Below are 22,049 nucleotides of genomic sequence, written 5' to 3' on the forward strand. Positions count from 1 at the left end.
TATTAATAGTTTTTGGTATGAATGATGAAGGTCTAGATCCAACATCATTCATAGCTTACAAAATAGTTATACTTTATAAAGAATCAAAATTCAATTATTGACCTTTATTTTTTTTGATAATTTCTTCTGAAATTGATTTCGGTACTTCTTCGTAGTGATCGAAAGTCATAGAGAATACACCACGACCTTGAGTTGCTGAACGAAGAGTTGTTGCGTACCCGAACATTTCTGCAAGTGGAACCATTGAACGAACAACTTGTGAATTACCACGAGCATCCATACCTTCTACGCGTCCACGGCGAGAAGTGATGTTACCCATAATATCTCCTAAGTATTCTTCAGGAATAACTACTTCCACTTTCATCATTGGTTCAAGAAGAACTGGTTTACATTTCGAAATTGCGTTTTTAAGAGCCATTGAAGCAGCAATTTTGAACGCCATCTCATTTGAATCGACATCATGGTAAGAACCGTCAAATAGACGAGCCTTAATGTCGATAAGTGGGTATCCAGCTAGTACACCATTGTTTAAAGAGTCACGAAGACCTGCTTCAACAGCTGGGATGTATTCACGTGGTACAACACCACCGACAACGCCGTTTTCAAATTCAAAGCCTTTTCCTTCTTCATTTGGAGAGAATTCAATCCAAACGTGTCCGAATTGACCACGACCACCTGATTGACGTACGAATTTACCTTCAACTTTTGCAGAATCTCGGAAAGTCTCACGGTAAGATACCATTGGAGCACCAACGTTAGCTTCTACTTTAAATTCACGGCGCATACGGTCAACTAAGATATCAAGGTGAAGTTCACCCATACCAGAGATGATTGTTTGTCCAGTTTCTGTGTCAGTGTGAGCACGGAAAGTTGGATCTTCTTCTTGAAGTTTTTGTAAAGCTTGACCCATTTTATCTTGGTCAGCTTTTGACTTCGGTTCTACAGATAATGAGATAACTGGTTCTGGGAAGTCCATAGATTCAAGAATAACTAGGTTTTTCTCGTCACATAGAGTATCACCCGTTGTTGTGTCCTTAAGACCAACAGCAGCAGCGATATCACCCGCATAAACTTTAGCAATCTCTTCACGGCTATTCGCATGCATTTGTAGGATACGACCTACACGCTCACGTTTACCTTTTGTAGAGTTTTGTACGTATGAACCTGATTCAAGTACACCAGAGTACACACGGAAGAATGTTAATTTACCAACATAAGGGTCAGTCATTACTTTGAAAGCTAATGCTGAGAAGGGTTGTGAGTCGTTAGATTCACGAATAACTTCTTCTTCAGAATCAGGTAAAATACCTTTAATTGAAGGCACGTCTGTTGGAGCAGGAAGGTAATCAACTACTGCGTCAAGCATTTTACGAACACCTTTGTGTTTGAATGCTGAACCACAGATAACTGGGTAGAATTCAACTGCAATCGTTGCGTCACGGATAGCCTTCTTCAACTCTGCATTTGAGATTTCTTCACCTTCAAGGTATTTATTCATAAGATCTTCATCAACGCTTGCTACCGCTTCGATTAATTTCTCACGGTATTCTTCTGCTTGGGCTTTATGAGATTCAGGAATTTCGCCTTCTGTCACTGCAGTACCATCTTCGTTACCGTAGAAAGTAGCTTTCATTTCAATAAGGTCGATAATTGCACTAAAATCTTCTTCAGTACCAATTGGAAGTTGGATTGGGTGTGCGTTCGCTTGAAGGCGATCGTGTAGAGTTCCTACAGAATATAGGAAGTCTGCACCCATTTTATCCATTTTGTTAATGAAAACAATACGTGGTACGCCATAAGTTGTTGCTTGACGCCATACTGTTTCAGTTTGTGGTTCTACACCCGATTGTGCATCTAGAACAGTAACAGCACCATCAAGTACACGAAGTGAACGTTCAACTTCAACAGTGAAGTCTACGTGTCCAGGAGTATCGATGATATTTACGCGGTGACCATCCCAAGCAGCTGTTGTTGCAGCTGAAGTGATCGTGATTCCACGCTCTTGCTCTTGTTCCATCCAGTCCATTTGAGAAGCACCTTCGTGCGTTTCACCAATTTTGTGGATTTTACCAGTGTAATAAAGAATACGCTCAGTAGTTGTTGTTTTACCAGCATCAATATGAGCCATGATTCCAATATTACGTGTTTTCTCTAAGGAGAACTCTCTAGCCATTTTGTATTTCTCCTTCCATCTCTTATAAGAGTTATTAGTGGATGAAAAATCCTACCAGCGGTAGTGAGCGAATGCTTTATTAGCTTCCGCCATTTTGTGCATATCTTCACGTTTCTTCACAGATGAACCTGTGTTGTTTGAAGCGTCAAGAATTTCGTTAGCTAAACGTTCTTCCATCGTTTTCTCTCCGCGAAGACGAGAATAGTTCACTAAGTAACGAAGACCTAGAGTTGAACGACGTTCTGGACGAACTTCGATAGGTACTTGATAGTTAGATCCACCTACACGGCGAGCTTTAACTTCAAGTACTGGCATGATGTTTGCTAATGCAGCATCAAATACTTCTAATGGATCTTTACCAGAACGTTCTTGAACAAGTTCAAACGCTCCATAAAGAATTTTTTGAGAAGTACCTCTTTTACCATCTACCATCATTTTGTTGATTAAACGAGTTACTAGTTTCGAATTATAAATTGGATCTGGTAACACGTCACGTTTGGAAACAGGACCTTTACGAGGCATGTGTTTTCCTCCTTTCGATGCAGTTTATTTTAGTTTGTTTTAATTAGCTTTTTTTAACTTTAGGGCGTTTAGTACCGTATAATGAGCGGCTTTGCATACGACCAGTAACACCAGCAGTATCAAGAGCACCACGCACGATATGGTAACGTACACCCGGTAAATCTTTTACTTTACCGCCGCGAAGTAGTACAACACTGTGTTCTTGTAGGTTGTGACCTTCTCCCGGAATGTAAGCATTAACTTCAATTAAGTTAGTCAAACGTACACGCGCATATTTACGAAGTGCCGAGTTAGGTTTTTTCGGTGTCATTGTTCCAACACGTGTACAAACCCCACGTTTTTGCGGTGATTTAACGTCTGTTAACGTTTTTTTAGAACTGTTGTACCCTCTGTTTAAAGCTGGAGAACCAGATTTAACTGTTTTAGGTTTACGAGGCTTACGTACCAATTGGTTAATTGTAGGCATCGATTATTCCTCCCTTCTTGTTATCATTGTAATACCACACATCCAGGTGGTTCATTTTTGGGTAAAAAACAAAGTCTTTGTGTTCTACACACAAAAACTGTTACACAGATATAGCAACTACCGCAGCACTTACTTGAAGACCGCAGGCTTTACCAAGTTCTATTTTAGACTCGACGAAGTTAATCTTCACACCTTTTTCTTTCGCAGCATTGATAGCTGTTTGGGTGATTCGATCTTCTGCATCGCGAGCCACGAGTATTTCTATTACATGGCCACCATGGATTGCTTTAACTGTTTGTTTAGTACCGATGATTGTTTTCTTAGCCTGATTAACTTTTTCATAAGACATATTTACATATCCTCCAAAGAGACAGACCTTCAACTATCAACCTTAAACATATTATCATCTTAAAATTTTTCTGTCAACACCATTGTGTAAAAAACGATGGGTATGCATAGGCATACCCCATCGAATTTATTATTCAACGCTAACTGCTACTTCTGTTTCGTCTTTTTTCTGATCAACGATCTTGATTTGACGGTAACGTTGCATACCAGTACCCGCCGGAACGAGTTTACCGATAATAACATTTTCTTTCAGACCAAGTAATTCATCACGTTTTCCTTTAATCGCAGCGTCTGTTAACACACGCGTTGTTTCTTGGAATGACGCAGCAGATAAGAATGATTCTGTTTCAAGAGAAGCTTTTGTAATACCAAGAATAACTGGGCGACATGTCGCAGGAATTTTCCCGTTTAATACAGCCTCTTTATTCGCTTCTGCAAATTGGTGAATATCAAGTAACGAACCTGGTAACAATTCTGTTTCTCCAGCTTCGATGACGCGCACTTTACGAAGCATTTGGCGAACCATTACTTCGATATGTTTGTCTCCGATTTCTACCCCTTGCATACGGTAAACTTTTTGAACTTCTTTTAACAGATATTCTTGAACAGTTGAAACGTCTTTAACTTTCAACAATTCTTTAGGATCAATTGAACCTTCAGTTAATACTTCTCCACGTTTAATCGTGTCATTCAGTTGAACTTTCAGACGACCATTATAAGGAGATAAATATTTACGAGTTTCTACATCACCTTGAATCGTAATTTCTTTTTGACCTTCACGAATTTCATCAATTGCAGTAATAACACCTGTAATTTCAGAGATAACCGCTTGACCTTTAGGATTACGAGACTCGAAAATCTCTTGGATACGTGGAAGACCTTGTGTAATGTCATCTCCAGCTACCCCACCTGTATGGAATGTACGCATCGTTAACTGTGTACCTGGTTCACCGATTGATTGAGCAGCGATAATACCAACCGCTTCCCCAACTTCAACGTTTTCACCAGTAGCTAAGTTTGTACCATAACATTTTTTACATACGCCGTGTTTCGTATTACATGTAAATGCAGAACGAATTGTTAACTCTTCAATTCCAGCATCTAAAATAACGCGAGCTACGTCTTCTGTAATCAATCCATCTTTTTCAAGAATGACTTTGTTAGTCGTTGGATGGAAGATAGTTTTTCGTGTATGACGGCCGACAATACGCTCGTCGAAACCTTCAATGACTTCAGTTCCGTCCATTAATGCGCCGATTAGTAAGCCGCGATCTGTTCCGCAATCATCCTCACGAACAATTACATCTTGAGCAACGTCAACTAGACGACGAGTTAAGTAACCTGAGTCAGCTGTTTTCAGGGCTGTATCGGCAAGACCTTTACGAGCACCATGAGTTGAGATGAAGTATTCAAGTACTGTTAAACCTTCACGGAATGATGATTTAATCGGAAGTTCGATAATACGACCAGCCGGATTGGCCATCAAACCACGCATACCAGCAAGCTGAGTAAAGTTGGATGCGTTACCACGCGCTCCAGAGTCACTCATCATGAAGATTGGGTTTAAATTGTCTAAGGATTTCATCAGTTTTTCCTGAATAACATCCTTCGCTTGGCTCCAGTAAGAAATAACACGATCATATCGCTCTTCTTCTGTAATCAAACCACGACGGAATTGCTTCATTACTTTGTCTACTTTGTCTTGAGCTTCTTCAAGAACTAAACCTTTGTCTGGAAGTACCACGATATCGGAAATACCGATTGTAATACCAGCTTTAGTTGAGTATTTAAACCCTAAGTTTTTCATGCGGTCTAGCATTCTTGATGTTTCCGTGATGTGGAAACGTTTAAATACTTCTGCAATGATATTCCCAAGAATTTTTTTCTTGAATGGCGAAACAAGTTCCGCTTCAGCAAAGTGCTTACGCACATCAGTTGTAGTCGGCACAAAGTATTTAGCCGGTGTTTCTTCTTGTAAGTTAGCATCAGTTGGTTCATTAATATACGGGAATGTCTCTGGCAAGATTTCATTGAATATAACTTTACCCACTGTCGTCAATAACAACATCTTGTTTTGTTCTTCAGTGAAGGTTTGGTTATTTAATGAACCTGCGATAATCGCAATACGCGAATGCAAGTGAACATGACCATTTGTATAAGCAATTTGCACTTCATTTGGACCGTAGAACGTTGCACCTTCGCCTGTTGCACCTTTACGCTCAAGTGTTAAGTAATAGTTACCTAAAACCATATCTTGAGATGGTGTAACAACTGGTTTACCGTCTTTCGGGTTCAAAATGTTTTGTGCAGCAAGCATTAATAAACGCGCTTCAGCTTGTGCTTCAGCAGATAGAGGTACGTGAACAGCCATTTGGTCACCATCGAAGTCAGCGTTGTAAGCTGTACAAACAAGTGGATGTAAACGGATTGCGCGACCTTCAACTAATGTTGGTTCGAATGCTTGGATACCCAAACGGTGAAGAGTAGGTGCGCGGTTTAATAAAACCGGATGCTCCTTGATAACATCTTCTAAAACATCCCAAACATCAGAGTTCAGGCGTTCAATTTTACGTTTGGCACTCTTAATGTTGTGAGCTAAGCCACGTTCAACTAGTTCTTTCATTACAAATGGTTTGAATAATTCAATCGCCATTTCTTTTGGAAGACCACATTGATACATTTTCAAGTTAGGTCCTACTACGATAACCGAACGACCAGAGTAGTCAACACGTTTACCTAGTAAGTTTTGACGGAAACGACCTTGTTTCCCTTTCAACATATGTGAAAGTGATTTCAATGGACGGTTACCCGGTCCAGTAACTGGACGGCCACGACGACCATTATCTATTAATGCATCGACAGCTTCTTGTAACATACGTTTTTCGTTTTGAACGATAATGCTTGGAGCACCAAGGTCAAGTAAACGTTTTAAACGGTTATTACGGTTAATAACACGACGATACAAATCATTCAAATCCGAAGTTGCAAAACGACCACCATCTAATTGAACCATTGGACGTAGTTCTGGTGGAATGACTGGAAGTACTTCTAAGATCATCCAATCAGGTTTGTTACCTGAATTACGGAATGATTCTACTACTTCTAAGCGCTTAATTGCACGCGTACGGCGTTGGCCAGCTGCAGTTTTAAGCTCTTCCTTCAGCATTTCCGTTTCTTTTTCAAGATCGATATCTTGAAGAAGGCGTTTAATTGCTTCAGCACCCATCGCTGCATAGAATTTAGTACCGAATTTTTCACGGTACGCACGATACTCTTTCTCAGACAATAATTGTTTACGCTCAAGCGGTGTATCCGCTGGGTCAACAACTACGTAAGAAGCGAAGTAAATTACTTCTTCTAATGAACGAGGAGACATATCTAAGATTAATCCCATACGACTTGGAATTCCTTTGAAATACCAAATATGTGATACAGGGGCTGCTAATTCAATGTGACCCATACGTTCACGACGTACTTTTGCACGTGTAACTTCTACACCACAACGATCACAAACAACACCTTTATAGCGAACACGCTTGTACTTACCACAATGACATTCCCAGTCTTTTGTAGGACCGAAAATACGTTCACAGAACAAACCATCTTTTTCAGGTTTTAGTGTGCGGTAGTTAATCGTTTCAGGCTTCTTCACTTCTCCATAAGACCATGAACGAATCTTGTCAGGAGATGCTAAACCAATTTTCATATACTCAAAACTATTTACATCTATCAAGGAGCCTACCTCCCTTAGTCTGGGTCTATTAAAGACTTTATCCACTTAGCTCAGGCGGATATATCAGTAAAACGGAAACGCGGACAGGTGGTTAAGGCCTGCCCTTGAATCCTTTATTTCTTATATCTTTATTCGTTTTTACAAACAAATTCTTTTATTCCACAGATCCTACAGGTGCTTCTTCTGTGTTCATCGGTAAGATGTTTAGTGCGTCAGTAGGTTGAAGATCGTCTTCTTCATCTAAATCACGCAATTCAACTTCCTCATCGGTAATGGTCATCATTTTAACGTCCATACCTAAACTTTGAAGCTCTTTAATTAATACTTTGAAAGATTCTGGAACTCCTGGTTCTGGAACGCTTTCGCCTTTAACGATGGCTTCATATGTTTTCACACGGCCAACCACGTCATCGGATTTCACTGTCAAGATTTCTTGAAGTGTATAAGCAGCACCATAAGCCTCTAGAGCCCAAACCTCCATCTCACCGAAACGTTGTCCACCGAATTGTGCTTTACCACCAAGCGGTTGTTGCGTTACTAATGAGTAAGGTCCAGTTGAACGCGCATGTAACTTATCGTCGACCATATGCGCTAACTTGATCATGTACATAACTCCGACAGAAACACGGTTATCGAAAGGTTCACCAGAGCGACCATCGTATAACGTTGTTTTACCATCTCGGTTCATACCAGCTTCTTCCATCGTGTTCCAAACGTCATCTTCATTTGCACCATCAAATACTGGTGATGCCATATGAATGCCAAGTGCACGAGAAGCCATACCTAAGTGAAGCTCAAGTACTTGACCGATGTTCATACGAGATGGAACCCCAAGTGGGTTAAGCATGATATCGACTGGCGTACCATCAGGCATAAACGGCATATCTTCTTCAGGAAGAATACGCGAAATTACACCTTTGTTACCATGACGACCAGCCATTTTATCTCCAACAGAGATTTTACGCTTTTGAACGATGTAAGCACGCACCAATTGGTTTACACCTGGTGGTAACTCATCGCCATCTTCACGATTAAAGACCTTCACGTCCAAGATAATTCCGCCTGCACCATGAGGTACACGTAGAGATGTATCACGAACTTCACGTGCTTTTTCTCCAAAGATTGCGTGTAGTAAACGCTCTTCTGCAGTCAGTTCAGTAACCCCTTTAGGTGTTACTTTACCTACAAGAATATCGCCATCGCGAACTTCCGCACCGATACGGATAATGCCACGCTCGTCTAAATTGCGAAGTGCATCTTCCCCAACGTTTGGAATATCACGTGTGATTTCTTCTGGTCCAAGCTTCGTATCACGAGACTCTGACTCATATTCTTCAATATGAACAGATGTATATACATCGTCTTTTACAAGGCGCTCACTCATGATGATCGCATCCTCGTAGTTATAACCTTCCCATGTCATGAATGCCACGACAACGTTACGTCCTAATGCCATTTCGCCTTTTTCCATAGATGGACCATCAGCTAAAATGTCACGCGGTTTCACGCGGTCACCAATCTTAACGATTGGACGTTGGTTATAACTCGTTCCTTGGTTAGAACGGACGAATTTTTGTAATTTATATTTAGTTAAATCGCCTTTTACTTCTTTGCCATCGATTTCTTCGATACGACGAACACGAATTTCTTTCGCTTCAACGTGTTCAACGATTCCATCAAACTTCGCAATAACAGCAGCTCCAGAATCACGAGCATTTGTATGTTCCATACCAGTTCCTACAAAAGGAGCTTCTGGGTTTAATAATGGAACAGCTTGACGTTGCATGTTCGCACCCATTAGGGCACGGTTGGAGTCATCGTTTTCTAAGAAAGGAATACATGCCGTAGCGGCAGATACAACTTGTTTCGGTGAAACATCCATGTAATCGATACTGCTGCGTTTGAATACCGTGTTATCTCCACGGAAACGACCTACTACTTCTTCGCTTACAAACTCACCCTTGTCAGTTAGACGAGAATTTGCTTGAGCTACTACATAGTTATCTTCTTCATCGGCAGTTAAATAATCAATACGACTAGTTACAAGGTTTGTTTCAGGGTCAACTCGACGGTAAGGAGTTTCAATAAAGCCGAATTTATTTACTTTCGCGAAACTTGAAAGCGAGTTAATTAGTCCAATATTCGGACCCTCAGGCGTTTCAATTGGACACATACGACCATAGTGAGAGTAATGAACGTCGCGTACTTCGAATCCTGCACGTTCACGCGTTAAACCACCGGGTCCTAATGCCGATAGACGGCGTTTGTGAGTCAATTCAGCAAGTGGATTCGTTTGATCCATGAACTGAGATAATTGAGAGCTACCAAAGAATTCTTTAATAGAAGCAATTACCGGACGAATATTGATCAATTGTTGTGGCACAATAGATTGAGTGTCGTTAATAGACATACGTTCACGTACTACACGCTCCATACGAGAAAGACCAATACGGAACTGGTTTTGTAACAACTCACCTACTGAACGCAAACGACGGTTACCAAGATGATCGATGTCATCCGTGTTTCCAACGTTGTGAAGTAGGTTAAAGAAGTAACTAATAGAAGAAATAATATCCGCTGGCGTGATATTTTTAATCGCATCTTCAATATAAGCATTGCTGATGACATTAATTTCACGTTGCGCTTCATCGTTAGGTGCAAAGATTTTGATTGATTGAAGTGTGATATCTCCTTCTAATACGCCACCAACTTGAGAAATTGTTTGGAATCCGATTCCATTCTCTAAATGAGGGATTAGACGATCTAACGTACGACGATCAATTACAGTACCTTTTTCAACTAAAATTTCTCCAGTTTCAGGGTCTACAAGCGTTTCAGCAACTGTTTGATTGAACAAACGGTTTTTGATGTGTAGTTTTTTATTCATTTTATAGCGACCAACATTTGCTAAGTCATAGCGTTTTGGGTCGAAGAAACGAGAGTACAACAGACTTTTCGCGCTTTCAACTGTTGGCGGCTCGCCTGGACGAAGACGCTCATAAATTTCAAGCAATGCTTTTTCTGTGCTTTCTGTGTTATCTTTTTCCAACGTATTGCTTAGGTATTCGTTATCGCCAATAAGATCGATAATTTCTTGATCAGAACCAAAGCCTAATGCACGTAAAAGAACCGTTACCGGTAATTTACGAGTACGATCGATACGAACATAAACAACGTCTTTCGCATCTGTTTCATACTCTAACCACGCACCACGGTTAGGAATTACGGTAGCACCGAATCCTTTTTTACCGTTTTTGTCAGTTTTGTCATGGAAGTAAACACTTGGTGAACGGACTAATTGCGATACAATAACGCGCTCAGCACCGTTGATGACGAAAGTACCAGTTTCGGTCATAAGTGGGAAATCACCCATGAACACGTCTTGTTCTTTCACTTCATCTGTTTCTTTGTTGTGGAGACGTACTTTTACGCGTAGTGGAGCTGCGTAAGTTACATCACGTTCTTTTGATTCATCGACTGGATACTTAGGATCAGCCAAAGTATAATCGATAAACTCGAGTGAAAGATTACCCGTGAAATCCGTAATCGGAGAAATGTCTCTGAACATTTCACGCAATCCTTCTTCGAGGAACCATTCGTAAGATGCTGTTTGAATTTCTATTAAATTCGGAAGTTCCAGCACCTCGCTAATACGCGCAAAACTTCTACGCTGACGGTGTTGTCCGTATTGAACTAGTTGACCTGTCAACTCATTCACCCCTCAATAAAGCAATATTAGGTCTTTTCTGAACAACATATTTAGTGTATGATGTCGAAAAGACAAAAAGAAAACGAGTTCTTAAAAGAGCTCATTTTCGGTTAACCAAACTTATTCTTGGTAAGTATACCCACTGATAAATTATCTTTATACAAAAGGGCATACGACCGCAAAATAATATTTTTGCATTTTATTATAATATCATAGCGATTTTGTCAAGTCAATAATCATTTGACTTTATTAGCCTTAATAATCCAGTAGCCTTTGACCTTATCTACCACTTCAACTTGACCAAAAATTTCTTCTAACTTATCGAAAGTAGAAGGAGCCCCTTGTTTCTTTTGAATCACAACCCACAATTCCCCATCAACCTTCATCTTCTTGTAAGCATCTTCATAAAAACGAAAAATCGTTTCTTTGCCTGCCCGAATCGGAGGGTTTGTTAAAATTGCAGCAAAATCCATTTCAGAAACCTCAGTTAATCCATCACTTTCATAGATTCGTACATTTTGTACCCCGTTACCATCCGCATTTTGTTGCGAAAGCTGTACCGCTCGTTCATTAATGTCGACCATATGAATCACGCGATCTTCTTCCGTCTTCGCGATCGATAAACCAATCGGTCCATAACCACATCCAACATCCAATATATCGCCTTCAATTGCAGGAACTTTAAACGCATCGATTAAGACACGGGATCCAAAATCTACTTCGCTTTTACTAAAAACTCCTGTATCCGTGACAAAATGAAACAGATGTCCTCGCAGTTTAAAACTCCAAGACTTGGGATTGCTTGCTGTTTGAGGTTTTTTGGAATAATAATGTTCAGCCATACGGTAATCCTCCAACCTATTTGAGAAATGAAGAAAAAGCCCGTCGGTAAATGACGAGCTTTCCAGTACTGATAATCGAAATTATTTTACTTCTGAAGAAGCGCCAACTTCATCAAGTTTAGCTTTGATTTCTTCAGCTTCTTCTTTAGAAACGCCTTCTTTAAGAGCTTTAGGAGAGTTGTCTACAACTTCTTTAGCTTCTTTTAAGCCTAATCCAGTGATTTCACGAACCACTTTGATTACTTTAATTTTTTGGTCTCCAGCAGAAGTTAAGATAACGTCAAATTCAGTTTTCTCTTCTTCAGCAGCAGCACCGCCACCAGCAGCCATAGCCATTGGTGCAGCAGCTGTAACGCCAAATTCTTCTTCGATTGCTTTTACTAAGTCGTTTAATTCAAGAACAGTCATACCTTTGATTGCTTCTAAGATTTGCTCGTTGTTCATTGTATGTTCCTCCTAATAGGAATATTTTTTGTTTTTGGGTAACACCCAGATGGTTAAACAGCTAAGCCGAGTAATGAATTACGCGCCTTGCTCTTCTTTTTGTTCTGCAACTGCTTTTGTAACAAGAGCGAAGTTGCGCATTGGAGCTTGAAGTACGCTGAGTAGCATAGACAACAAACCTTCGCGAGAAGGAAGCTCTGCAAGTGCTTTAATATCGTCAGCAGATGCGATTGTACCTTCAATCACACCAGCTTTGATTTCAAGCTGTTCGTTCTTTTTAGCGAAATCGTTGATGATTTTCGCTGGCGCTACTACATCTTCAGAAGAAAACGCAATTGCGTTTGGTCCTGTAAGGAATTCGTTCAATCCTTCAAGTCCAGCTACTTCAGTTGCACGGCGAGTCATTGTGTTTTTGTAAACTTTGAACTCAACGCCTGCTTCACGAAGTTGCTTACGAAGTTCAGTTAATTGAGATACGTTCAATCCACGGTAGTCAACTACAACAGCAGTCGCAGCACCTTTGAATTTTTCTGTAATCTCTTCAACGCGAACTTGTTTAGATTCCATAGCTTTGCTCATCTTGACACCTCCTATTAGAATGAGTCACTTATACCGGCAAAAGAAAAGCCCCTGCTCTATATACATAGACACAGGGGCTGAAACGTCATCTTAAAATTAAAGAATTCGAATGCATGTCCTCGGTAGGATCATTATGCGACAAGTCGCCCCTACTGTCTACGGTACAAATGAATGATTCACAACAAAAATCATCTTAACAGACGATTAAATCGTTGTCAACCTTAGTTAGATAATTTTACAGCTGATGCGTCAACTTTTACAGAAGGACCCATCGTTGTTGTAACGTTAACAGATTTCATGTAAGTACCTTTAGAAGCAGAAGGCTTCGCTTTTTGTACTACATCAAATACTGCTAAGAAGTTTTCAACTAATTTATTGTCATCGAAAGAAACTTTACCGATTGGCGCGTGAATGATCCCTGCTTTGTCAGCACGGTATTCAACTTTACCAGCCTTGATTTCTTCGATTGCTTTCGTTACGTCGAAAGTTACTGTACCTGTTTTCGGATTCGGCATTAAACCTTTTGGTCCAAGTACGCGTCCTAATTTACCAACTTCACCCATCATGTCAGGAGTAGCTACGATTACATCGAAGTCAAACCATCCTTGTTGGATTTTAGTGATGAATTCTGCATCACCTACGAAGTCAGCACCAGCAGCTTCAGCTTCTTTTAATTTTTCGCCTTTAGCGAAAACTAATACACGTTGAGTTTTACCAGTTCCGTTTGGAAGTACTACTGCTCCACGGATTTGTTGGTCATTTTTACGAGTATCGATACCAAGTTTGAATGCTACTTCAACAGTTGCGTCAAAGTTAACAGTACTTGTTTTTTTAGCAAGTTCTACTGCCTCTTGAGCAGAATAGAATTTGTTACGGTCTACTAATTTTGCTGCATCTTGCAGCTTTTTACCTTTTTTAGCCATTGTAAAATGTCCTCCTTGATTGTGGTTATAACGGGTTAAACCTCCCACGAATAAAGGTTGCGTGTCCAAAATGAACGTCCGCAACCCTCCAAAAACAATGCATCATCAAGTGCAAGGGATTAGTCTTCGATCGTAATACCCATGCTACGCGCAGTTCCTTCAACCATCAACATAGCCGCTTCGACTGATGCTGCGTTAAGGTCTGGCATTTTTTGTTCAGCGATTTCGCGAACTTTATCACGCTTCACCGTTGCAACTTTTTTGCGGTTTGGTTCACCAGAACCTGACTGGATACCAGCCGCCACTTTAAGTAATACTGCTGCGGGTGGAGTTTTTGTAATGAATGTAAATGAACGGTCTTCAAATACAGAAATTTCAACAGGGATAATTAGTCCAGCTTGATCTGCCGTACGTGCGTTGAACTCCTTACAGAATCCCATGATGTTAACACCTGCTTGACCCAATGCTGGACCAACCGGCGGCGCTGGGTTTGCTTTACCAGCTGGAATTTGTAATTTTACCATTTTAATAACTTTTTTAGCCACGAGACACACCTCCTTAAGTCCGTGATGTGGTAATAGGGTTGCCCCTCCCACTCAAATATCTGTCCTGTCAGCTTAATAGCCGATAACATGAGCTAAATTGTGCAGACTATCACAAAATATAGTCTGACCTTTGAAATAATAACACTTTTACATGACTAGCGCAAGTAGCTTTTCAAAATTAAATTTTATGAACCTGATCGAAGTCAAGCTCCATTTTCGTTTCGCGTCCAAACATATCAACAGAAACTTTCAACTTACCTTTAGCTTCATCAATCTCTTCCACTTTACCTTGGAAGTGAGCGAAAGGTCCTTCTAATACTTCGACCATTTCATTGACAGTGAATTCAGCAACTTGTTTGCGCTCTGTCATACCCATTTGTTTCAAGATGAAATCCACTTCTTCTGGCAATAAAGGCGTTGGTTTTGCTCCGCCACCAGATGAACCGATGAATCCTGTAACGCCAGGCGTGTTACGAACAACATACCAAGAATCATCCGTCATGATTAGTTCAACTAATACATAACCAGGGAATGTTTTACGCATCACGACACGCTTTTTCCCATCTTTAAAATCTGTTTCTTGCTCTTCCGGAATGATGACACGGAAGATTAAGTCTGACATGCCCATTGTCTCGACACGCTTTTCTAAATTTGCTTTTACTTTGTTTTCGTATCCTGAATACGTGTGTACTACATACCAATTCTTTTCCATCATGAGTAGGACTGTCGTCCGTCCCTCCCTTTCTTAGACACATGAAAAAACCCGTTCGTAGAATAAGACGGGCTATTTCCAATAATAATATCTGTTATCAAATTACAGTGCAAGGAACCATCGAACTGCTTCTGAAATTCCTAAATCAATAACTGCGAAGAATAAAGCCATAACCACAACTGTTGATAGAACAATAATCGTGTAACGAGTTAGTTCTTTACGTTTTGGCCAGCTTACTTTTCTCATTTCTGATACTACATTACCAAAAAAACCACTAATATTCGCCATTCTAATTTACCCTCCGAGTACCAAATATCTATATTCTTCAACTTGAAGTAAAGAGTTATAACGTTTGTTTGTGTATCGTATGCGCTTTACAATGCGAACAAAACTTTTTGAGTTCTAAACGCTCATTAGAGCCTTCTTTTGAAGAAGGAACTGTATAGTTTCGAGATCCACATTGATCACAACTCAACACGACTTTTTTAGCCATATTCTCACCTTTTTATCGTTCATGAGTATTGTTAAAGACTATCACCTCTAGAAAAGGCTGTCAACAGCACCCTAGAGAGTCAAGTTAATGAACGCCACCTATTTCAATGTGTCGTTCTAGTTTCCGCTTCACGCGTTGAAGTGCATTATCAATCGATTTTACATGTCGATTGAGTTCTTCCGAAATCTCATGATACGACTGTCCATCTAAGTAAAGCGCCAATACTTGTCTTTCAAGCTCACTTAAAATCTCAGCCATTTTTCCTTCCATGTAATCGAAGTCTTCTCGATGAATCATTATTTCTCCTGGGTCATCAATAACCGACCCCGATATGACATCCATTAATGTTCGATCAGACTCTTCATCATAAATAGGCTTGTCCAGCGACACATAGGAATTCAGCGGAATGTGTTTTTGACGTGTGGCAGTTTTAATCGCCGTAATAATTTGACGCGTAATACAAAGTTCAGCAAAAGCGCGAAACGAAGATAGCTTGTCCCCTCTGAAATCTCGAATAGATTTATAGAGTCCAATCATGCCTTCTTGAATAATATCTTCTTTATCGGCTCCGATTAAAAAGTATGATCTTGCTTTCATACGGACAAAAGAACGATATTTCGTAATCAAGAAATCAAGTGCGTCCGTGTTCCCATTATGGACCAGTTCCACTATCTCTTCATCTACTAAATCATCGAATTGTTGTAGCTTTAAGTGAACATGGTCGCTCTTTATCAACGGAATCACCTCTGCTCTGCCTACGTAGTTAGACCTAGTATACAGGAAGTGGAAATCTAGCGTCAACGGCTCATTTCATTCCTCTTCGCCATTTTTCGAAAATTTCTGTCACTTCTGCAGAAAGAGGAATTTTTGACGTGGGACGTTTCTCTTGAATGATTTTGACATTCTTCGTGATTTTCCTTTGAACCTGTTCCATCTCGATTTCTAATTCACGTGCAGAAATACGAAGTGCACCTTGCGCAAAAATAACCCATTGCTCCGTTAAATCCGATGTCGCAACATGCACTTGATCTCTTCTCGTAGGTAAGGATGCGGCTAGCTTTTCAATTCGTTCATCCGCGGTTTCGTTTTTTCGTGTATAAATAACTTCCACCGCATGCTGAATGTTCTTATGCTCAATTCCCGGCACTAAGTGTGCATCAAAAACGACAATCACTCGCCATCCAGAATAAGCCTTATATTCCGCCATCATTTCAATTAACCGATCGCGGGCATCGATTAACTTGTCTGCTTTTAAAGCTCGGAGCTCTTTCCATGCGCCAATGATGTTATACCCATCGACGAGCAAAATGTCCACAATCAGTTACCATTGACTGGAAGGCGGTTGCGTAACACTTCATACATTAAAATAGCTGCCGCTACTGATGCATTTAACGATGTCACTTTTCCGACCATTGGCATGTTGTAAAGGAAATCACATTTATCCTTTAACAGTCTACTCATCCCTTTCCCTTCGCTTCCAATAATAATGGCAAGTGGTAACTTGGCATCCATGCGGCGATAATCAGCTGATCCTTTTGCATCTGTTCCAGCAATCCATACCCCGCGCTTTTTCAAATCTTCAACCGTTTGCGCTAAATTCCCCACGCGAACAACAGGAATATGTTCAATCGCACCTGTTGATGTTTTGGCAACAATCGCCGTTAATCCAACGGCACGTCTACGTGGAATAATCACACCATGAACCCCAGTTGCATCTGCTGTTCTTAAGATCGAGCCCAAATTATGAGGATCTTCAAGTTCATCTAAAATTAAAAAGAAAGGATCTTCATTGCGAGAAGCTGCACTTTCAAATAAATCGTCAAGCTCCGCATATTTATAAGCTGCCACCGACGCGGCAATCCCTTGGTGAGTTGCACCGTCCGTTAATTGATCGATTTTGTTTTTTGGTACGAACTGAACGATGAGTCCCGCTTCTTTAGCTAATTGCAAAAGTTCAGCAATTCCAGCCTTCTTAACACCTTCAGCAATCCACACTTTATTCATTTCGCGACCTGAGCGAAGTGCTTCTAGGACAGGGTTTTTGCCTGAGAGGATCTCATTGGTTGGTTCTTTTATTTCTTCATTCATCACGTCACGTCTCCTTTCGGTTCTTCACTAATCGTTATTGCACGTTCAATAATTTCACGAACTCGTTCAGCTTGTCCTTGTAAATATAAGCTTCCGATGACCGCTTCAAACCCCGTACTGTATTTATACGTTTGTAAATCTGTGTTTTTTGGAACCGTTCCAGACTTCGCATTTCGTCCTCTTCGAAGAATTGCCTCTTCTTCATCCGACAAAAATTTAGCTTCCAGCATGTTATGAACAACTTTCGCTTGCGCCTTAGCTGATACGTATTTCGTCGCTTCTTTATGAAGCGTATTTGGTTTTACACGCCCCGAACGCAGGAGATGCTCGCGAACATATTGTTCAAGAACCGCATCTCCCATGTACGCTAGCGCTAACGAATTTAACTGTTTAACATCTGCGTTTCGTAAAGTGTATTCATTTGTCATCCGCGCTTCCAACGTATTCCTTGCGCCGTATCTTCTAAAAGAATATTCATTTCTTTTAATTGGTCGCGAATCTCATCCGCTCGAGCAAAGTCTTTATTTTGACGAGCTTGAATTCTTTCTTCAATTAAAGCATCGATTTCTTCATCGAGCACTTCTTTTTGAACATCCATTTCAACTCCAAGAACACCCGCTAACTCTTTTAACGTACTCATAAAGTTCTCAAGAACGTTCGCTTCTGTATGAGCTTCCATCAAATACGTATTCGCTAAACTCGATAGTTCAAATAAAGCAGCAATCCCATTCGCAGTATTAAAGTCGTCATCCATCGACTTAACAAATTGCGTTTTCACTTCTTCGATTTTATGCAACCAAATATCGGCATGGTCGCCTAGTTCTGGTGAAGCTTCAAGGCGATGTGCTAAATTCGCATACGACGTTCGAATACGCTCTAACCCAGCTTTCGCATTCTCCACAAGTTCTTGTGAGAAGTTGATTGGGTTGCGATAATGCACGGACATCATAAAGAAACGTAACACTTGCGGGTCAATCTGCTTGCGAATGTCATTCACCAGTACAAAGTTACCGAGTGATTTTGACATCTTTTCATTATCAATATTAATATATCCATTATGCATCCAATATCGAGCAAATTGCTTTCCGGTATAAGCTTCAGACTGAGCAATTTCATTTTCATGATGAGGGAATGTTAAATCTTGACCTCCCGCATGAATATCAATGGTATCCCCTAAAATTTCACGAACCATAACGGAACATTCAATATGCCAACCCGGACGCCCTTTACCCCATGGACTATCCCAAGAAATCTCACCTGGTTTTGCATCTTTCCAAAGAGCAAAGTCGAGTGCATCCTCTTTCTTTTCACCCGTTTCAATGCGCGCACCAATTTTTAAATCATCGACTGATTGATGAGATAATTTGCCATACCCCTCAAATTTACGCGTTCGGTAATAGACATCTCCTTGAGATTCGTAAGCAAAACCTTTTTCGATCAATACGCCAATAAATTCGATGATGCTGTCCATATGTTCTGTCACACGTGGATGCGCATCCGCTTTTTTGCATCCTAAAGCGGTAACGTCTTCAAAATACGCAGCGATGAATCGCTCCGTTAATTCCGACACTTCTTCTCCAAGTTCATTAGCAGTTTTAATAATTTTGTCGTCCACATCTGTGAAATTAGAAACGAAATTCACCTCAAATCCACGGTACGTTAAATAGCGGCGAACCGTATCGTAAACAATAACAGGACGGGAATTCCCAATGTGAATGTAATTGTAAACAGTTGGTCCACATACATACATTTTGACCTTTCCTTCTTCTAAAGGAATAAAAGGCTCTTTTTGACGTGTTAATGTGTTGTAAATTTGAATACTCATTTCACAGTTCGCTCCTTTTCTATCTCATCACTCAAACGTTTAACTTCATCTCTTAATACACTAATTTTATGTTCCAACATATCGCATTTATCAGCAACCGGATCCGGTAAATCTTGATGATCCAAATTGCGTTTCACTTTTACGCCATCTTGAACGACGACTGTACCTGGAATCCCTACGACCGTTGCGTTAGGTGGTACGTCTTTTAAAACAACGGAACCCGCGCCAACCTTACTATTTTCACCAATTGTGATGGACCCTAACACTTTTGCCCCGGTTGCCACCAAAACATTATCATGCAATGTCGGATGACGTTTCCCTCTTTCTTTACCTGTCCCACCTAGTGTGACACCTTGGAAAATAGTGACATTATTTCCGATTTCACATGTTTCTCCAATGACAATCCCCATCCCATGGTCAATGAAGAAGCGACGACCGATTTTCGCACCAGGATGGATTTCAATCCCAGTGAAAAAGCGGCTCACTTGAGAAACGACCCGTGCTAAGAAAAACAATTTACGCTTAAATAGCGCATGCGCCACACGATGTGACCAGATGGCGTGGAGTCCAGCATAGGTTAATACCACTTCCACGACACGTCTTGCTGCGGGATCTTGTTCAAACACAACTTCTATATCTTCTTTCATGCGCGAAAACATAACGCTTTCCTCCTTTGTCTCATTTCGACTTTCTATTTTTGCTTGCAAAAAAGTTTATCGCTCAAATCTGCCTGTTTATCAATCAAACTGGCGTTTTATCAATCAAACTGAGGATTTATCAATCAAAATCACACATTTATCAATCAAACCCATCTCATAACCAAGTTAACTACGTATAAGCAAAACTTTTTTTATTCCAATAAAAAAGCGTCCCTGTCAAATGAATGACAGAGACGCTGTATAGGCGTGGTTCCACTCTGATTGAAAGGATAAAAAGCAATCCTTCCCGCTTGGCATCTGTAACGTAGATGAATCGGCTCGCTTACTAATTGTTTCAGCTGAGCGCTCAGAGGTGCATTTCCATAGTGCCTAGGCTCAGACCACTTTCAGCCGGTGGTGGTCCTCTCTAAAGAGCTTGCCTCATGTACTTCTCCTCATCAAAGCTTTCTTGATGTATGCAGTTAAAAGATAGCTTCATTTTCACACCATCATGACGGAATGTCAAACTTATTGTTTCGCGTACTTCTCAACGCGCGCAATTACTTTTTCTTTCCCGATTAACGCGATCGCATTAGGCAATTCAGGACCATGTGTTTGACCAGTCGTCACAACACGAATTGGCATAAACAAGTTCTTCCCTTTATGTCCTGTTTCTTTTTGAACCGCTTTAATTGCCGCTTTAATGGCGTCTGGTTCTAGTACGTCCATTTGCTCTAGTTGCACTTTAAATGCAGCCATCACTTCCGGCACTTGCTCTCCAGATAAAACTTCAGTCGCTTCTTCATCATATGCAAGTTCATCTTTAAAGAATAGGTCAGTTAGTTCCGTAATTTCTGCACCGAAGCTCATTTGCTCGTGGTACAACGCAATGACATCTGTTGCCCATTGCTTCTCTTCAGCTGACAATGTTTCAGGTAAACGATCAGCTTTCTGAAGATGCGGTAACGCTAATTCCACTACTTCTTCTAAAGACATTTGCTTCACATACTGATTGTTCATCCACGTTAATTTTTGTTTATCAAACATTGATGGAGATTTTGACAAACGATTAACATCAAACATGCGAATGAAATCTTCTTTCGAGAAAATTTCGTCTTCACCTTCAGGAGACCATCCAAGTAAAGCAAAGAAGTTAAACATCGCTTCAGGAATGTATCCTAAATCTTTATATTGAGCCACGAATTGAATGATTGACTCATCACGTTTTGAAAGTTTTTTACGATTTTCATTAATGATCAACGTCATGTGACCATATTTAGGCGCTTCCCAACCAAATGATTGGAACACCATGATTTGTTTTGGCGTATTCGATAAATGCTCTTCTCCACGGAAAACATGAGAAATTTTCATGAAGTAATCATCTAAAACGACTGCATAATTGTAAGTTGGGATGCCGTTCGCTTTCACTAATACCCAATCACCTACGTCTTTTGATTCAAACGTGACAGGTCCACGAACTAAATCTTTGAACGTGTACGTCACATCCGCAGGAACACGCATACGAATTGTATAAGTAAGACCAGCAGCTTCTTTCTCTGCTACTTCTTCTTTCGTAAGGTTACGACAAGTCCCTTTGTACATAGGCGCAGCAACGCCTTTCGCCTTTTGAGCTTCGCGTTCAGCTTCTAACTCATCTGTTGAACAGAAACATTTATAAGCATGACCGTTCTCAAGCATTTCTTCAGCATGTTTTTGATAAATATCAAGACGCTCCATTTGACGGTATGGCGCATAAGGGCCACCAATATCAACGGACTCATCATAGTCAATGCCAAGCCATTTTAAGTTCTCCAGTTGCGAAAGTTCTCCACCTTCGATATTACGTTCGATATCAGTATCTTCAATACGAACGATGAATTTCCCACCGTGATGGCGGGCAAATAAATAGTTAAATAAAGCAGTACGAGCTCCACCAATATGTAAGTTTCCTGTTGGACTCGGTGCGTAACGTACGCGAACTTCTTGTGTCATGTGTGTTTCCTCCTCGA

21 protein-coding genes and 2 other annotated features are annotated in these 22,049 nt (G+C 40.5%); all 21 genes read right to left on the reverse strand.

From position 1 onward, the window contains the following. Positions 1 to 94 precede the first annotated feature (94 nt). Entirely contained in the window at positions 95 to 2,173 is a 2,079-nt protein-coding gene (gene fusA / locus ACHUE4_RS14395; RefSeq protein WP_394191245.1) for an elongation factor G, read from the reverse strand. Positions 2,174 to 2,224: 51 nt separating this feature from the next. Beyond that, complete coding sequence (gene rpsG / locus ACHUE4_RS14400; RefSeq protein WP_394191247.1) at positions 2,225 to 2,695, reverse strand: 30S ribosomal protein S7; 471 nt, start codon at positions 2,693 to 2,695, stop codon at positions 2,225 to 2,227. 43 nt (positions 2,696 to 2,738) lie between these two features. Next, complete coding sequence (gene rpsL, locus ACHUE4_RS14405) at positions 2,739 to 3,161, reverse strand: 30S ribosomal protein S12 (RefSeq protein ID WP_394191249.1); 423 nt, start codon at positions 3,159 to 3,161, stop codon at positions 2,739 to 2,741. Between the two features lie 100 nt (positions 3,162 to 3,261). Further along, a complete protein-coding gene (locus tag ACHUE4_RS14410) occupies positions 3,262 to 3,510 on the reverse strand; it encodes a ribosomal L7Ae/L30e/S12e/Gadd45 family protein (protein WP_394191251.1) in 249 nt (82 codons plus the stop codon). 129 nt (positions 3,511 to 3,639) lie between these two features. After that, the gene (rpoC, locus tag ACHUE4_RS14415; RefSeq protein ID WP_394191253.1) at positions 3,640 to 7,242 is read right to left on the reverse strand and encodes a DNA-directed RNA polymerase subunit beta'; all 3,603 of its coding nucleotides are present in this window, start codon (positions 7,240 to 7,242) and stop codon (positions 3,640 to 3,642) included. 154 nt (positions 7,243 to 7,396) lie between these two features. Then, positions 7,397 to 10,951, reverse strand: coding sequence for a DNA-directed RNA polymerase subunit beta (gene rpoB / locus ACHUE4_RS14420; RefSeq protein ID WP_394191255.1), 3,555 nt, complete (start codon positions 10,949 to 10,951; stop codon positions 7,397 to 7,399). Positions 10,952 to 11,187: 236 nt separating this feature from the next. Further along, entirely contained in the window at positions 11,188 to 11,793 is a 606-nt protein-coding gene (locus ACHUE4_RS14425) for a class I SAM-dependent methyltransferase (RefSeq protein WP_394191257.1), read from the reverse strand. Between the two features lie 81 nt (positions 11,794 to 11,874). After that, complete coding sequence (gene rplL, locus ACHUE4_RS14430) at positions 11,875 to 12,237, reverse strand: 50S ribosomal protein L7/L12 (protein ID WP_394191259.1); 363 nt, start codon at positions 12,235 to 12,237, stop codon at positions 11,875 to 11,877. Positions 12,238 to 12,315: 78 nt separating this feature from the next. Then, a complete protein-coding gene (rplJ, locus tag ACHUE4_RS14435; protein WP_394191261.1) occupies positions 12,316 to 12,816 on the reverse strand; it encodes a 50S ribosomal protein L10 in 501 nt (166 codons plus the stop codon). 32 nt (positions 12,817 to 12,848) lie between these two features. Next, positions 12,849 to 12,996, reverse strand: a sequence feature (ribosomal protein L10 leader region). Between the two features lie 41 nt (positions 12,997 to 13,037). Further along, positions 13,038 to 13,739: a 50S ribosomal protein L1 gene (gene rplA / locus ACHUE4_RS14440; protein ID WP_394191263.1), complete on the reverse strand. Its 702-nt coding sequence runs from the start codon at positions 13,737 to 13,739 to the stop codon at positions 13,038 to 13,040. 119 nt (positions 13,740 to 13,858) lie between these two features. After that, positions 13,859 to 14,284 (reverse strand): 50S ribosomal protein L11, encoded by a 426-nt coding sequence (gene rplK, locus ACHUE4_RS14445; RefSeq protein WP_394191265.1) that lies wholly within the window; start codon positions 14,282 to 14,284, stop codon positions 13,859 to 13,861. 178 nt (positions 14,285 to 14,462) lie between these two features. Next, positions 14,463 to 14,996 carry a transcription termination/antitermination protein NusG gene (nusG, locus tag ACHUE4_RS14450; protein WP_394191314.1) on the reverse strand — a complete coding sequence of 178 codons (534 nt, stop codon included), beginning with the start codon at positions 14,994 to 14,996 and terminating at the stop codon, positions 14,463 to 14,465. A gap of 102 nt (positions 14,997 to 15,098) precedes the next feature. After that, positions 15,099 to 15,284, reverse strand: a complete 186-nt coding sequence (gene secE / locus ACHUE4_RS14455; RefSeq protein ID WP_394191267.1) for a preprotein translocase subunit SecE — start codon at positions 15,282 to 15,284, stop codon at positions 15,099 to 15,101. Between the two features lie 55 nt (positions 15,285 to 15,339). Further along, complete coding sequence (gene rpmG / locus ACHUE4_RS14460; protein ID WP_394191269.1) at positions 15,340 to 15,489, reverse strand: 50S ribosomal protein L33; 150 nt, start codon at positions 15,487 to 15,489, stop codon at positions 15,340 to 15,342. 84 nt (positions 15,490 to 15,573) lie between these two features. Next, positions 15,574 to 16,224 carry an RNA polymerase sporulation sigma factor SigH gene (gene sigH / locus ACHUE4_RS14465; protein ID WP_394191271.1) on the reverse strand — a complete coding sequence of 217 codons (651 nt, stop codon included), beginning with the start codon at positions 16,222 to 16,224 and terminating at the stop codon, positions 15,574 to 15,576. A gap of 70 nt (positions 16,225 to 16,294) precedes the next feature. Continuing rightward, positions 16,295 to 16,804 carry an NYN domain-containing protein gene (locus ACHUE4_RS14470; RefSeq protein WP_394191273.1) on the reverse strand — a complete coding sequence of 170 codons (510 nt, stop codon included), beginning with the start codon at positions 16,802 to 16,804 and terminating at the stop codon, positions 16,295 to 16,297. Positions 16,805 to 16,806: 2 nt separating this feature from the next. After that, entirely contained in the window at positions 16,807 to 17,577 is a 771-nt protein-coding gene (gene rlmB / locus ACHUE4_RS14475) for a 23S rRNA (guanosine(2251)-2'-O)-methyltransferase RlmB (RefSeq protein ID WP_394191275.1), read from the reverse strand. Next, entirely contained in the window at positions 17,577 to 18,005 is a 429-nt protein-coding gene (locus ACHUE4_RS14480; protein ID WP_394191277.1) for a Mini-ribonuclease 3, read from the reverse strand. The genes rlmB and ACHUE4_RS14480 overlap by 1 nt, the downstream gene beginning before the upstream one ends. Continuing rightward, positions 18,002 to 19,402: a cysteine--tRNA ligase gene (gene cysS / locus ACHUE4_RS14485; RefSeq protein WP_394191279.1), complete on the reverse strand. Its 1,401-nt coding sequence runs from the start codon at positions 19,400 to 19,402 to the stop codon at positions 18,002 to 18,004. The genes ACHUE4_RS14480 and cysS overlap by 4 nt, the downstream gene beginning before the upstream one ends. Then, positions 19,399 to 20,061: a serine O-acetyltransferase gene (cysE, locus tag ACHUE4_RS14490; protein WP_394191281.1), complete on the reverse strand. Its 663-nt coding sequence runs from the start codon at positions 20,059 to 20,061 to the stop codon at positions 19,399 to 19,401. The genes cysS and cysE overlap by 4 nt, the downstream gene beginning before the upstream one ends. Positions 20,062 to 20,287: 226 nt before the next feature. Further along, positions 20,288 to 20,511, reverse strand: a binding site (T-box leader). Positions 20,512 to 20,568: 57 nt separating this feature from the next. Continuing rightward, a complete protein-coding gene (gene gltX / locus ACHUE4_RS14495) occupies positions 20,569 to 22,032 on the reverse strand; it encodes a glutamate--tRNA ligase (RefSeq protein ID WP_394191283.1) in 1,464 nt (487 codons plus the stop codon). Between the last annotated feature and the right edge of the window lie 17 nt (positions 22,033 to 22,049).

Origin of the sequence: Paenisporosarcina quisquiliarum (assembly GCF_043641925.1) — a bacterium.
Taxonomy (GTDB): Bacteria; Bacillota; Bacilli; order Bacillales_A; family Planococcaceae; genus Paenisporosarcina; species Paenisporosarcina quisquiliarum_A.